This is a genomic window from Variovorax sp. J2P1-31 (genome assembly GCF_030317215.1).
Classification (GTDB): Bacteria; Pseudomonadota; Gammaproteobacteria; order Burkholderiales; family Burkholderiaceae_C; genus Variovorax.
The window spans coordinates 612769-625723 of the sequence record NZ_JASZYA010000004.1 but is presented as its reverse complement, the minus strand read 5'-3'; the positions used below and the strand labels follow the sequence as shown (position 1 = coordinate 625723).

The 12955-nt window shown below is 70.0% G+C and carries 11 protein-coding genes; 4 read left to right on the top strand and 7 right to left on the bottom strand.

All coding sequences use genetic code 11. The features are described 5' to 3' along the window. Positions 1-94: 94 nt before the first annotated feature. Positions 95-1603 (top strand): CoA-acylating methylmalonate-semialdehyde dehydrogenase, encoded by a 1509-nt coding sequence (locus QTI20_RS28415; protein WP_286554862.1) that lies wholly within the window; start codon positions 95-97, stop codon positions 1601-1603. Between the two features lie 96 nt (positions 1604-1699). Continuing rightward, a complete protein-coding gene (locus tag QTI20_RS28410) occupies positions 1700-3358 on the top strand; it encodes a GMC family oxidoreductase (RefSeq protein WP_286554864.1) in 1659 nt (552 codons plus the stop codon). A 12-nt stretch (positions 3359-3370) separates the two neighbouring features. Here QTI20_RS28410 and QTI20_RS28405 read toward each other — a convergent pair whose 3' ends face one another. Beyond that, the gene (locus QTI20_RS28405) at positions 3371-4270 is read right to left on the bottom strand and encodes a LysR family transcriptional regulator (protein ID WP_183029044.1); all 900 of its coding nucleotides are present in this window, start codon (positions 4268-4270) and stop codon (positions 3371-3373) included. Positions 4271-4474: 204 nt separating this feature from the next. Here QTI20_RS28405 and QTI20_RS28400 point away from each other — a divergent pair, with 204 nt between their 5' ends. Further along, on the top strand, positions 4475-5380 hold the full coding sequence (locus QTI20_RS28400; RefSeq protein WP_286554866.1) for an amino acid ABC transporter substrate-binding protein: 906 nt from the start codon (positions 4475-4477) through the stop codon (positions 5378-5380). A 9-nt stretch (positions 5381-5389) separates the two neighbouring features. Here the strand turns inward: QTI20_RS28400 and QTI20_RS28395 are convergent, their stop codons facing one another. Further along, complete coding sequence (locus QTI20_RS28395; protein WP_286554868.1) at positions 5390-5686, bottom strand: hypothetical protein; 297 nt, start codon at positions 5684-5686, stop codon at positions 5390-5392. A 22-nt stretch (positions 5687-5708) separates the two neighbouring features. Further along, a complete protein-coding gene (locus QTI20_RS28390) occupies positions 5709-7025 on the bottom strand; it encodes an ammonium transporter (RefSeq protein WP_503011447.1) in 1317 nt (438 codons plus the stop codon). Positions 7026-7383: 358 nt separating this feature from the next. Between QTI20_RS28390 and QTI20_RS28385 the strand changes: the two genes are divergently transcribed. Then, on the top strand, positions 7384-8142 hold the full coding sequence (locus QTI20_RS28385) for a sulfite exporter TauE/SafE family protein (protein ID WP_286554871.1): 759 nt from the start codon (positions 7384-7386) through the stop codon (positions 8140-8142). On the opposite strand, the gene mrdA is transcribed toward QTI20_RS28385, so the two are convergent. From mrdA to QTI20_RS28365, 4 genes are all read right to left on the bottom strand, one after another. Further along, entirely contained in the window at positions 8139-10106 is a 1968-nt protein-coding gene (gene mrdA / locus QTI20_RS28380) for a penicillin-binding protein 2 (protein ID WP_286554872.1), read from the bottom strand. The two genes, QTI20_RS28385 and mrdA, sit on opposite strands and share 4 nt — an antisense overlap. A 70-nt stretch (positions 10107-10176) precedes the next feature. Continuing rightward, positions 10177-10698 (bottom strand): rod shape-determining protein MreD, encoded by a 522-nt coding sequence (gene mreD / locus QTI20_RS28375; protein WP_286554874.1) that lies wholly within the window; start codon positions 10696-10698, stop codon positions 10177-10179. After that, positions 10695-11675 carry a rod shape-determining protein MreC gene (gene mreC / locus QTI20_RS28370; RefSeq protein ID WP_286554876.1) on the bottom strand — a complete coding sequence of 327 codons (981 nt, stop codon included), beginning with the start codon at positions 11673-11675 and terminating at the stop codon, positions 10695-10697. Before mreC ends, mreD begins: the two co-directional genes overlap by 4 nt. 120 nt (positions 11676-11795) lie before the next feature. Further along, positions 11796-12839: a rod shape-determining protein gene (locus tag QTI20_RS28365; RefSeq protein WP_140844795.1), complete on the bottom strand. Its 1044-nt coding sequence runs from the start codon at positions 12837-12839 to the stop codon at positions 11796-11798. Positions 12840-12955 lie beyond the last annotated feature (116 nt).

The following is a 12955-nucleotide window of genomic DNA, read 5'->3' as shown; positions in this document are numbered from 1 at the left end:
TTCAGTTTTCGCGCCTAGGCGGGCGCCGACCCGCTGCCTAAACTGCGGGCACTCTCCCTCCCCCCCAGACACCCGTCCACGCGAAAGACCGTCCATGTCCACAGCCATCGCCCACTACATCCAAGGCCAGCCGGTCGCCAACACCTCGGGCCGCGCCCAGGACGTGACCAACCCGGCCACCGGGGCCGTCACCGTCCAGGTCGGCCTGGCCGGCGTCGACCAGGTCAACGCCGCCGTGGCCGCCGCGCAGGCCGCGTTCCCCAAGTGGGCCGACACGCCGCCGATCCGCCGCGCCCGCGTGATGTTCAAGTTCCTGCAGCTGCTCAACGAACACAAGGACGAGCTGGCCCACCTGATCACCGCCGAGCACGGCAAGGTGTTCACCGACGCGCAGGGCGAGGTCAGCCGCGGCATCGACATCGTCGAGTTCGCCTGCGGCATTCCGCAGCTGCTCAAGGGCGACTTCACCGAGCAGGTCTCGACCGGCATCGACAACTGGACGCTGCGCCAGCCGCTGGGCGTGGTGGCGGGCATCACGCCCTTCAACTTCCCGGTGATGGTGCCGATGTGGATGTTCCCGGTGGCGATCGCCGCGGGCAACACCTTCGTGCTCAAGCCCAGCCCGACCGACCCGAGCGCCTCGCTGCGCATGGCCGAGCTGCTCAAGGAAGCCGGCCTGCCCGACGGCGTGTTCAACGTGGTGCAGGGCGACAAGGTCGCGGTCGATGCGCTGCTCGAGAACCCCGACGTCAAGGCCATCAGCTTCGTCGGCTCGACGCCGATCGCCAACTACATCTACGAGACCGGCGCCCGCCACGGCAAGCGCGTGCAGGCCCTGGGCGGCGCGAAGAACCACATGGTGGTGATGCCCGACGCCGACATCGACCAGGCGGTCGACGCGCTGATCGGCGCGGGCTACGGCTCGGCCGGCGAGCGCTGCATGGCGATCTCGGTGGCGGTGCTGGTGGGCGACGTGGCCGACCGGCTGCTGCCCAAGCTGATCGAGCGCACCAAGACGCTGCAGGTGCTCGACGGCGAGAACCTCGCGGCCGAGATGGGCCCGATCGTCACCCGCGCCGCGCACGAACGCATCACCGGCTACATCGACCTGGGCGTGAAGGAAGGCGCCAAGCTGCTGGTCGACGGCCGCGGCTTCGACGGCGCCAAGGCCGGCGCGGGCTGCGCCGACGGCTTCTGGATGGGCGGCACGCTGTTCGACCACGTCACGCCCGAGATGCGCATCTACAAGGAAGAGATCTTCGGCCCGGTGCTGGGCTGCGTGCGCGTGGACGACCTGGCGGCCGCGGTCGACCTGATCAACGCCCACGAGTTCGGCAACGGCGTGTCGTGCTTCACCCGCGACGGCAACGTGGCGCGCGAGTTCGGCCGCCGCATCCAGGTCGGCATGGTCGGCATCAACGTGCCGATTCCGGTGCCCATGGCCTGGCACGGCTTCGGCGGCTGGAAGCGCTCGCTGTTCGGCGACATGCATGCCTACGGCGAGGAAGGCGTGCGCTTCTACACCAAGCAGAAGAGCATCATGCAGCGCTGGCCGGAAAGCATCGGCAAGGGCGCCGAGTTCGTCATGCCGACGGCGAAGTAAGCCTGTCAGCATTCCGGCGGGAATCGCCACCTACACTGACCAGCCCGAGGCACGGACACACCGGCCCGGGCTTTTTTTTCGATCTGGAGACAACGCGTGAGCAAGAGCGACAGTGACAGCGAAAGCACCTTCGACTACATCGTGATCGGCGGCGGCACGGCCGGCGCCCTGATGTGCAACCGGCTCACCCGGCAGGCGCAGAAGCGCACCCTGCTGATCGAGGCCGGCCGCCGCGACGACTACCACTGGATCCACATCCCGGTCGGCTACCTCTACTGCATCGGCAACCCGCGCACCGACTGGCTCTACAACACCGAGCCCGACCCGGGCCTCAACGGCCGCGCGCTGCGCTACCCGCGCGGCAAGACGCTGGGCGGCTCGTCCTCGATCAACGGGATGATCTACATGCGCGGCCAGGCGCGCGACTACGACCAGTGGGCCGCGCTCACCGGCGACGACAGCTGGCGCTGGAGCGAGGTGCTGCCGGCCTTCAAGAAGCACGAGGACCACTACCTGGGCGCCGACGAGATGCACGGCGCGGGCGGCGAATGGCGGGTCGAGAAGCAGCGGCTGCGCTGGGACATCCTCGACGCCTTCGCGCTGGCGGCGCAGGAAGCCGGCATCCCGCATTCCACCGACTTCAACCGCGGCAGCAACGAAGGCGTCGGCTACTTCCAGGTCAACCAGAAGAACGGCTGGCGCTGGAACACGGCCAAGGCCTTCCTGCGCCCGGTCTGCTACGGCCGGCCCAACTTCGAGATGTGGACCAACGCCCACGTCACCCGGCTGATCGTCGAGACCCAGGCCGACGGCCGCCAGCGCTGCACCGGCGTCGAGGTCTGGGACGGCAAGGAGATGGTCACCGCGCACGCGACCCAGGAGGTGGTGCTGTGCGGCGGCGCCATCGGCTCGCCGCAGATCCTGCAGCTCTCGGGCATCGGCCCGGCCGAGCTCTCGCGCCAGCACGGCATCCCGGTGGTGGCCGACCTGCCGGGCGTGGGCGCCAACCTGCAGGACCACCTGCAGATCCGCGCGGTGTTCAAGATCGAGGGCGCGCCCACGCTCAACGTGCTGGCCTCCTCGCTGTTCGGCAAGGCGAAGATCGGCCTCGAGTACGCGTTGAAGCGCACCGGGCCGATGAGCATGGCCCCCTCGCAGCTGGGTGCCTTCACGCGCAGCTCGCCGGACCACGAATGGCCGAACCTCGAGTACCACGTGCAGCCGCTGTCGCTCGATGCCTTCGGCGACCCGCTGCATGCCTTCCCGGCCTTCACCGCCAGCGTGTGCAACCTGAACCCGACCAGCCGCGGCACGGTGCGCATCAAGAGCGGGCGCTTCGGCGACGCGCCCGCGATCGCGCCCAACTACCTGAGCACCGTCGAGGACCGACAGGTCGCCGCCGACTCGCTGCGGGTGACGCGGCGCATCGTGGCGCAGCCCGCGCTCGCGAAGTACAAGCCCGAGGAATGGAAGCCCGGCCTGCAGTACCAGACCGACGAGGAACTCGCGCGGCTGGCCGGCGACATCGCGACCACCATCTTCCATCCGGTGGGCACCGCCAAGATGGGCGCCAACGACGATCCGATGGCCGTGCTCGACTCGCACTTCCGTGTGCGCGACGGCAAGGGCGGCCTGATCGCGGGCCTGCGCGTGGTCGACGCCAGCGCGATGCCGACCATCACCAGCGGCAACACCAACAGCCCGACGCTGATGATGGCGGAGCGGGCCGCGGAATGGATCGTGCGCGGCGACTGAGGCCGCGGCGACTCAGTCGCCGCGCCGCGCCTCGGCCACGATCCAGTCCCTGAAGGCGCGCAGCAGCGGCGCCTGCGCGCGCGACTCGGCATACACCAGGTAGTAGGCGTCGGAACTGGTGAGCGCCTGCGGGAACAGCACGGTGAGCGTGCCGGCCGCGATCTCGGCCTCGACCAGGAAGCTGGGCAGCAGGGCCGCGCCCAGCCCCGACACCGCCGCCTGCGCGATCATCGAGAACTGCTCGAAGCGCGGCCCGCGCAGCGCCGGCGCCCCGGCCACGCCCACCTGCTCGAACCATTCGGCCCACTGCATCGGCCGGGTGCTCTGCTGCAGCAGCACCACCGCCGCCAGGTCCTCCGGGCTGCGGATCGCGTGGCGCTCGGCGAAGGCCGGGCTGCACACCGGGACCACCGCCTCGTGCATCAGGTACTCGCAGGCCGCGCCGGCCCAGTGCGGGGCGCCGAAGTGGATCGCCGCGTCGAAGGGCTCCTGCGCGAAGTCGAAGGGCTCGGAGCGGGCCGCGAAGTTCACCGTGACCTCCGGATGCAGCGCGACGAAGCCGCCCAGCCGCGGGATCAGCCAGCGCGTGCCCAAGGTGGGCAGCACGGCCAGGTTCAGCAGCCCGCCGCCGCCGGCCGAGGCCATCACCTTCTGCGTGGCGGCGGACATCTGCTGCAGCGCCGCGCGCACGTCGGCCTCGTAGACGCGGCCGACGTCGGTCAGCACGATGCGCTGGCGCACCCGGTGGAACAGGGCCACGCCGAGCTGCTCCTCGAGCTGGCGGATCTGGCGCGAGACCGCGCTCTGCGTGAGGTGCAGCTCGTCGGCCGCGCGCGAGATGCTGTGGTGCCGCGCCGCGGCCTCGAAGGCCAGCAGGTCGGCAACCGGCGGCAGGAAGGATTTTCTGAACATGGTCATTCGAGGGGGGAATGAAGGATGCTGCATCGTCGGCCGGGTCGGTATGCAGCTCCGGCGCTCAGCCACACTTCATTCTCCACCAGCATCAAGTTCTTCCACTTTTTCGCTATGCAATGGCGCCCGGCTGACCGACAGTGGCGCTCGCGCCCGTTGGCCGTTCCCACCCCGTACCGATCCTTCCCCCGGAGACAACACAACATGAAGAAGCCCCTCAAGTCCCTCGCCGTGGCGGCCCTGTGCGCCCTCGCCTGCGCGGGCGCCACCGCGCAGCAGGCCCCGGCCGGCGGCACGCTCGACAAGATCAAGGCCAGCGGCAAGGCCGTGCTGGGCGTGCGCGAAGCCTCGCCGCCGATGGCCTACATGCTGGGCGCGGGCGAGAAGTACGTGGGCTACCACGTCGAGCTGTGCGAGCGCGTGCTGAAAGACATCGTGCCCAGCGCCAAGCTCGAGTACATGGCCGTGACGGCGCAGAACACCATCCCGCTGGTGCAGAACGGCACGCTGGACATCGGCTGCGGCCCGACCACCAACAACCTGGCGCGCCAGCAGCAGGTGGCCTTCGCCCTCACCACCTACGTGAGCGAGGTGCGCATGGCGACCAAGGTCGACTCGGGCATCACCACGCTCGACCAGCTCGCGGGCCGCAACGTGTCGGCCTCGACCGGCACCACCGCCGTGCAGCTGCTGCGCAAGCGCGAACGCGCGACCAACGCCACCTACAACACCATGCTCGGCAAGGACCACCTCGAGAGCTTCCTGATGCTGGAATCGGGCCGCGCCGACGCCTTCGTGCTCGACGACAACCTGCTCGCCGGCATCATCGCCAACGCCAAGAACCCGACGGCCTACCGCATCGTGGGCGACGCGCTGGGCGCCGAGCCGATCGCGCTGCTGTTCCGCAAGGACGACCCGGCCTTCAAGACCGCGGTCGACGACGCGCTGCGCAAGCTCATGAAGAGCGGCGAGCTGGAGAAGGTCTACACCAAGTGGTTCGTGGCGCCGATCCCGCCGCGCAACACCAGCCTCAACCTGCCGATGAGCCCGGCGCTCAAGCAGCTGATCGCCGAACCCAACGACAAGCCGCTGGAGAGCTACGCCAAGTAAGCCGGGGCTTCAGCGCAGCCCGCCCACGTAGCGCGACGCCGGAGCACCGGGTGCGCCCTGGCGCAGCAGCGTCTCGCGCAGGCGCGCCGCGGCCACGATGGGCGCCATCGCCACCTCCAGCCGGTCGGCGATGGCCGCGAGCTCGGCGTCGTTCTGCTCGACGGCATGGGCGCGCGCGAAGCGCAGCACCTCGATGGCGTAGTCGGCGTTGGCCGCCATCCACTCGGTGTCGGTCACGCGGCCGGTCTTGCGCCGCAGCGCCACGTGCAGCCGCGCCGCGATGGCGATCCGTTCGTTCTCGGTCATTGACGGCCTCCCATGTGATGCTTCATCCGCCGAGGCGCTCCCGGTGCACGCCCAGGTCCAGCCCGAGGGCTTCGGTGTCCTCGCTCACCCGCAGGCCCACGATCACGCGCACCAGCCACAGCACCAGCGCGGTCGCCACGGCGCTGTAGAGCGCCACCGCGCCCACCGCCAGCGCCTGCGTCGCCACGCTGCCGCGCACGCCCGACAGGCGCGCGTCGGCGAACACGCCGGTCAGCAGCGAGCCCACCAGCCCGCCGATGCCGTGCACGCCGAACACGTCGAGCGAATCGTCGGCCCGCAGCAGCTGCTTGAGCGCGGTCGCGCCCCAGTAGCAGGCCAGCCCGGCGATGGCGCCGATCAGCGCCGCCGCGCCGGGCGTGACGAAGCCGGCCGCGGGCGTGATCGCCACCAGGCCGGCCACCAGCCCCGAGCACAGGCCCAGCAGCGAGGGGCTGCGCCGCACCGCCCATTCGCCCAGCATCCAGCTCAGCGCGCCGGCCGAGGCCGCGATGTGGGTGCAGGCCATGGCCAGCCCCGCGCGGCCGTCCGCCGCCAGGGCCGAGCCGGCGTTGAAGCCGAACCAGCCGACCCACAGCAGGCCCGCGCCGACCATGGTGAAAGCCAGGCTGTAGGGCTCGAAGGGCTCGTGACCGTAGCCGCGGCGCGGGCCCAGCACGTAGGCGCAGACCAGGCCGGCGATGCCCGCATTGACGTGCACCACCGAGCCGCCCGCGAAATCGAGCGCGCCCAGCCGCGCCAGCCAGCCGCCCGGCTCCCAGACCCAGTGCGCGATCGGCACGTAGACCACCAGGCTCCAGAGCGCCGCGAACCACAGCACGGCGGCGAAGCGCATGCGCTCGACGAAGGCGCCGATCACCAGCGCCGCGGTGATGACCGCGAAGCTGAGCTGGAACATCGCATAGACCGATTCCGGGATCCGCGGCGCGATGTGGCTCACGGCCAGCGTGCCCGCCTCGTGCAGGTAGTCGAAGCCCGCGAAGCCGAAGCGCGAGCTGCCGCCCAGCCAGGCCGAGCCCGGCGTGAAGGCCAGCGAGTAGCCCAGCGCGAACCACACCAGCGACACCACGGCGGTGATGCCGACCACCGCCGCCATGGTGTTGAGCACGTTCCGGCGCCGCACCATGCCGGCGTAGAACAGCGCGATGCCGGGCAGCGTCATCAGCAGCACCAGCACGGTGGCGGTCATCATCCAGCCGGTGTCGGCCGCGCTGATCGTGGCCTGGGCGACGACCGCCGGGCCGGCCGGGTCCGCCGCGGCGCCGCCGCAGGCCCCCGCCAGCAGGGCTGACAGGCCAACCGCCAGTTTCCGGTGCTTCATGTGCCGCTCGCCTTCGTTGTGGAAACGAAAAACGTCTTGCACGAGCCGTGCCACCGGCCACATCTTGAAACATCCACGGCGGTGCACCCGCCACCAGCGGGTAATTCCCGATGCACTGCCGCGGTGCACCCCCTAAAGTTGCGCCACTCGCAGACGGCACGCCCGTAGCGCGGGGGTACCGAGGAGACAATTTTTCCAGGCGCACGAACGCCGACAACAAGAACAGAGACAAGACCAGGCATTCATCAGAAATGCCGTTGAAGAAATGGAAAAGGCGCCGCTGGTCGGCGCCTTTTCTTTTGGGCGCCACCAGGCGCCGCGCCAGGGCCGCCCCAGGCCCCTGCGACAATCCCGCCCCATGGAAATGCTGGTGCTCACGCTCGGCTCGCTGTTCGCGGGCTTCATCGATTCGATCGTGGGAGGCGGCGGACTGATCCTGGTGCCGGTGCTGTTCAGCGTGTTCCCGGGCGCCGCGCCCGCCACCTTGTTCGGCACCAACAAGAGCGCCTCGGTCTGGGGCACGGCCGCGGCCACGGCCCAGTTCGCGCGCAAGGTCGACCTGCGCTGGCGCGCGCTGGCCGGGGCCGCCGTGCTGGCCTTCGGGGGCTCGCTGCTGGGCGCCTGGACCGTGACCCAGGTCTCGCCCGATTTCCTGCGCAAGCTGCTGCCCTTCATCCTGCTCGCACTGCTGGCCTACACGCTGGCGCGCAAGGACATGGGCCGCCACCACACGCCGCGCTTCAGCGGCCGGGCCGAACTGGCGGCCACCGGCGCGGTCGGGCTGATGCTGGGCTTCTACGACGGCTTCTTCGGGCCCGGCACCGGCAGCTTCTTCGTCTTTTTGTTCGTGCGCTGGCTGGGCTACGACTTCCTCAACGCCTCGGCCTCGGCCAAGCTGCTCAACACCATGACCAACCTGGGCGCGCTGCTGCTGTTCGCGGCCAAAGGCCATGTGTGGTGGCACTACGGCCTGGTGATGGCGGTGGCCAACGTGGCCGGCAGCCTGATCGGCGCGCGCGTGGCGCTGCGGCATGGCGCGGGCTTCGTGCGCGGCGTGTTCCTGTTCGTGGTGAGCGCGCTGATCCTCAAGACCGGCTACGACGCCTTCCTGCGCTAGGGTGCCGCGGCCGGGCCCGAGGGCGCCGGCCAGGCGATCTCGCTCGCCACGCGCGGCTTGCCGATGGGCGCCGTGGCCTTGCCGATGCGCACGGCCGCCATGTCGGCCTCGCTCGGGTACTGGTCCATCAGCCAGTAGTCGAACACGCGGCGCGCGATCGGCGCGGCGGCGCCCGCGCCCCAGCCGGCGTTCTCCACGATCACGGCCAGCGCGATCTTCGGGTCGTTGGCCGGCGCGAAGCCCATGAACAGGGCGTGGTCGCGCTGGTGCTCCTCGAGCGCGCGGGCGTTGTACTTGGTGTTCTGGGCCTGCGTCACGGCCTGCGCGGTGCCGGTCTTGCCGGCCGCGCCGTAGCCGGCACCGGCGAACACGCCGCGCGCGGTGCCGCTGGTGACCACGCTGACCAGGCCATCGCGCACCACCGCCACGTTGGCGGCCGAGAAGCCCAGGTTCTCGGCCGGCGGCTGGATCACCGACTTGACCTGGCCCGTGACCGTGTCGCGCACCGCCAGCGCGAGGTGCGGCTGGTGCCGCACGCCGCCGTCGGCCACGATCGCGGCCGCCTGCGCGAGCTGCAGCATGGTGAAGTTGTTGTAGCCCTGGCCGATGCCCAGCGAGATGGTCTCGCCCGCGAACCACTTCTTCTGCTCGGGCCGCTTGTAGGCGTTGCGCTTCCACTCGGTGCTGGGCAGCACGCCGCGCACCTCGCCGCCGAGGTCGATGCCGGTGATCTGGCCGAAGCCCAGCGGCTTCATGAAGTCGTGGATCCGGTCCACGCCCATCTCGTTGGCCAGCGTGTAGAAATAGACGTTGCTCGACACCTGGATCGCGCGCCGCATGTCGAGGTTGCCCAGGTTGCCTTCCGGGCTGCCGAAGCGGTGGCCGCCGAAGTTGAAGAAGCCGGGGTCGTTGACCACCACGTTGGGCCCGCGCGAGCCGGTCTCGAGTGCGGCCAGGGCCATGAAGGGCTTGTAGGTGGAGCCCGGCGGGTAGGTGCCGCGCAGGGCCCGGTTGAGCAGCGGCTTGTCGAGCGACTCGCTCAGTTCCTTCCAGCTCTCGGTGTCGATGCCTTCGACGAACAGGTTGGGGTCGAAGGTGGGCTTGCTCACGAAGGCCAGCACCGCGCCGGTCTTGGGGTCGATCGCCACCAGCGCGCCGCGTCGATCGCCGAACATGTCCTCGATCAGCTTCTGCAGCTTGATGTCGAGCGAGAGCATCACCGTGTCGCCCGGCGTCGACGGGTGGCTGGCGAGCCGGCGCACCGCGCGCCCGCCGGCCGAGGTCTCCATCTGCTCGACGCCGGTCTGGCCGTGCAGCGTCTTCTCGTAGCTCTGCTCGACGCCCAGCTTGCCGATGTGGTCGGTGCCCTTGTAGTTGGCGATCTCGTCCTCGTCCCAGTCTTCCATCGCTTCTTTTTCGCGCTGGTTGATGCGGCCGATGTAGCCCAGCACATGGCTCGCGACATCGCCGTTGGGGTAGTTGCGGAACAGCCGCGCCTTGATCTCGACGCCCGGGAAGCGGTAGCGCTGCGCGGCGAAGCGGGCCACCTCCTCGTCCGACAGGCGGGTGCGGATCGGCACCGAGTCGAAGCTGCGCGAGTCCTCGCGCAGCCGCTTGAAGCGGCGCCGGTCGCGCGGCGTGACCTCGACCACCTCGGCCAGCGCGTCGATGGTCTCGTCGACCTTGCCGGCCTTCGAGGGCGTGATCTCCAGCGTGTAGGCCGAGTAGTTGGAGGCCAGCACGATGCCGTTGCGGTCGAGGATCAGGCCGCGGTTGGGCACCACCGGCACGATCGCGGTGCGGTTGCTCTCGGCCTGTTCGGCCAGGTCGGCGTGGCGCACGATCTGCAGGTACACCAGGCGCGAGCACAGCAGGCCGAAGGCGCCCAGCACCACCAGGCCGATCACGATCACCCGCCGCTTGAAGCGGGCGAGGTCGGCGACGACGTTGCGGATCTCGGTCATGCGGCGTACAGGCTACGCGCCGCCTGCGCAGGCAGCAAGGCACGCTTGGCACCCACGAAGCCGAAAGCACTCATAGCGGCCGATTGGCGTCCGGGTCCGGCGTGCGCCGCTGCGGCGCCAGCAGGATCACGCTGACCAGGGGCCACAGCAGCGCCTCGAGCGCCGGCGCGATCAGCAGCGTCCAGCCCGGGAACACGCCGCCGCCGATCATGCGGATCACGAGCTCGATCAGGTGCGACAGCGCGAACAGCGGCAGCACCTGCAGCGACTGCGAGAGCACCGAGTACCAGAGGATGCGCCGGTGGCCCATGATCGCCAGGAAGCTCAGCGAGGTGTACGACAGCGCGTGCTGGCCCAGCAGCGCCGACTGGTGCACGTCCATGCACAGGCCGAACGCGAAGGCCGCGCCGATGCCGATGCGCGCGGGCTGGTGCACGCTCCAGAACACGATCACCAGCGCCAGCAGGTCGGGCGCCCAGGCGCCGCGGCCCAGCGGCACCATGGTGACCAGGAAGGCCACGATCAGGCTGCCCCAGATGAAGAGCGGGTTGACCGGCAGCAGCAGCTGCTGCTGCCCGGGACGCATGATCATGGCGTGCGCCTTTCCCTGCGCGCCGGCCGGGTCTCGGGCGCGGCCGCCGCCGAGGCCGCGGCCTTCGGCGGCTTGTCGTTCTTCTTGGCCACGGCGGCTGCCGCGGGAGGCGCCGCGCTGGGCGTGCCGACGGGCGTCAGCACCAGCACGTAGCGCGCCGCCGTCACGCGCGCGAGCGGCAGGCAGTAGATGCGTGCGAAGCCGGAGTCGGCGCGCCGCTCGATGCGCTCGATCTTGGCCACCGGCAGGCCGGCCGGGTAGACGCCGTCGACGCCGCTGGTGGCGAGCAGGTCGCCCTCCTGCAGGTCGGCATTGGCGGCCATGAAGCGCAGCTCCAGCCCGCTGCCATGGGCGCTGGCGTCGCCGAAGGCCACGCTGCGCGCGCCGGTGCGGGCGTTCTGGACCGGGATGGCGAGGTCGCGGTCGATCACCAGCGTGACCTCGCTGGTGAAAGGCTGCACCTGGGTGACCTGGCCCAGCACGCCGTGCTCGTCGATCACCGGCGAGCCGGCCTCGATGCCCTGCGACAGGCCCTGGTCGATCACGATCTTGCGGGTGTAGGGGTCGGCCGCGTCGTAGAGCACCTCGGCCGCGCGGCCGGGGGTGCGGGTGGTCTGGCGCAGCTCGAGCAGCGCGCGCAGGCGTTCGTTGTCGATGGACAGCGTGTCGGCCTGGCTCGCGCGCTCGGCCTGCAGCGCCAGCGCGCGGCGGGCCTCGGCCTCGTTGCGCTGCGCGACCTGCAAGTCTTCCATGTAGAGGCCGCCCTGGGCGAACAGCTGCACCGGCTTGAGCGCCAGCCACTGGGCCGGATAGAGCACCGCGCCGATGCTCGCGCGCAGCGGCCGCGTCAGGTGGAAGCGCGCGTCGGCCACCATCAGGAACAGCGCCAGCGCACTGAAGAAGATTAGCTTGCTCAGCGCCGACGGCCCCTGGCTGAACAGGGGCGGCGCGGAGCGGTCGAGGGTGCCGAGTGGCATGACGCTTTATGCCACGAGTGGCAGGTGCCTGGCTGTGGCTTGTTTCAGGACGGGCGCGAAACCGGCTGGGCCGGGCTGCGGAGCCGCCCCGGCAAGGGCGGGCCGGCAACCAGGGGGAGCTTATTCGCTGGTGAAGATGCTGCCCAGACGGTCCATGCGTTCCAGCGCGATGCCGCAGCCGCGCACCACGCAGGTCAGCGGGTCTTCGGCCACCAGCACCGGCAGGCCGGTTTCCTCGGCCAGCAGGCGGTCCAGGTCGCGCAGCAGCGCGCCGCCGCCGGTCAGCATCATGCCGCGCTCGGCGATGTCGGCGCCCAGTTCGGGCGGCGTCTGCTCGAGCGCGTTCTTCACCGCCGAGACGATGTTGTTGAGCGGATCGGTCAGCGCTTCCAGCACTTCGTTGCTGCTGATGGTGAAGCTGCGCGGCACGCCTTCGGACAGGTTGCGGCCCTTGACTTCCATCTCCTTGACTTCGGAGCCCGGGAAGGCCGAGCCGATGGTCTTCTTGATGACTTCGGCCGTCGGCTCGCCGATCAGCATGCCGTAGTTGCGGCGGATGTAGTTGATGATGGCCTCGTCGAAGCGGTCGCCGCCGACGCGGACGCTGCCCTTGTAGACCATGCCGCCCAGCGAGATCACGCCGACCTCGGTGGTGCCGCCGCCGATGTCGACCACCATCGAGCCGCTGGCTTCGGACACCGGCAGGCCGGCGCCGATGGCCGCGGCCATGGGTTCCTCGATCAGGTAGACCTTGGTGGCGCCGGCCGCTTCGGCGGCGTCCTTGATCGCGCGGCGCTCGACCTGGGTCGAGCCGCAGGGCACGCAGATGATGATGCGCGGGCTCGGTGCGAGCAGCGAGCGCGGATGCACCATCTTGATGAACTGCTTGATCATCTGCTCGGTGATCACGAAGTCGGCAATCACGCCGTCCTTCATCGGGCGGATCGCCTCGATGTTGCCGGGCACCTTGCCCAGCATGGCCTTGGCTTCGCGGCCGACGGCCTGGATCACCTTCTTGCCGTGGGGGCCGCCTTCATGGCGGATGGCTACGACCGATGGCTCGTCCAGCACGATGCCCTTGTTACGGGCGAAGATGAGGGTGTTGGCGGTGCCGAGATCGATCGCGAGGTCGGTCGAAAAGTACCGACGGAAAGCTCCAAACATGTGGAATTCCTCTGAAGCACGGCATGCGCATCGGCATGTCGTCGCTTATTTTGTGGTCGTCTGACGGGGTGGATTGATCTGTTTTTGCAGCAAAAGCCAGCGCGTTCGCGGGGGTT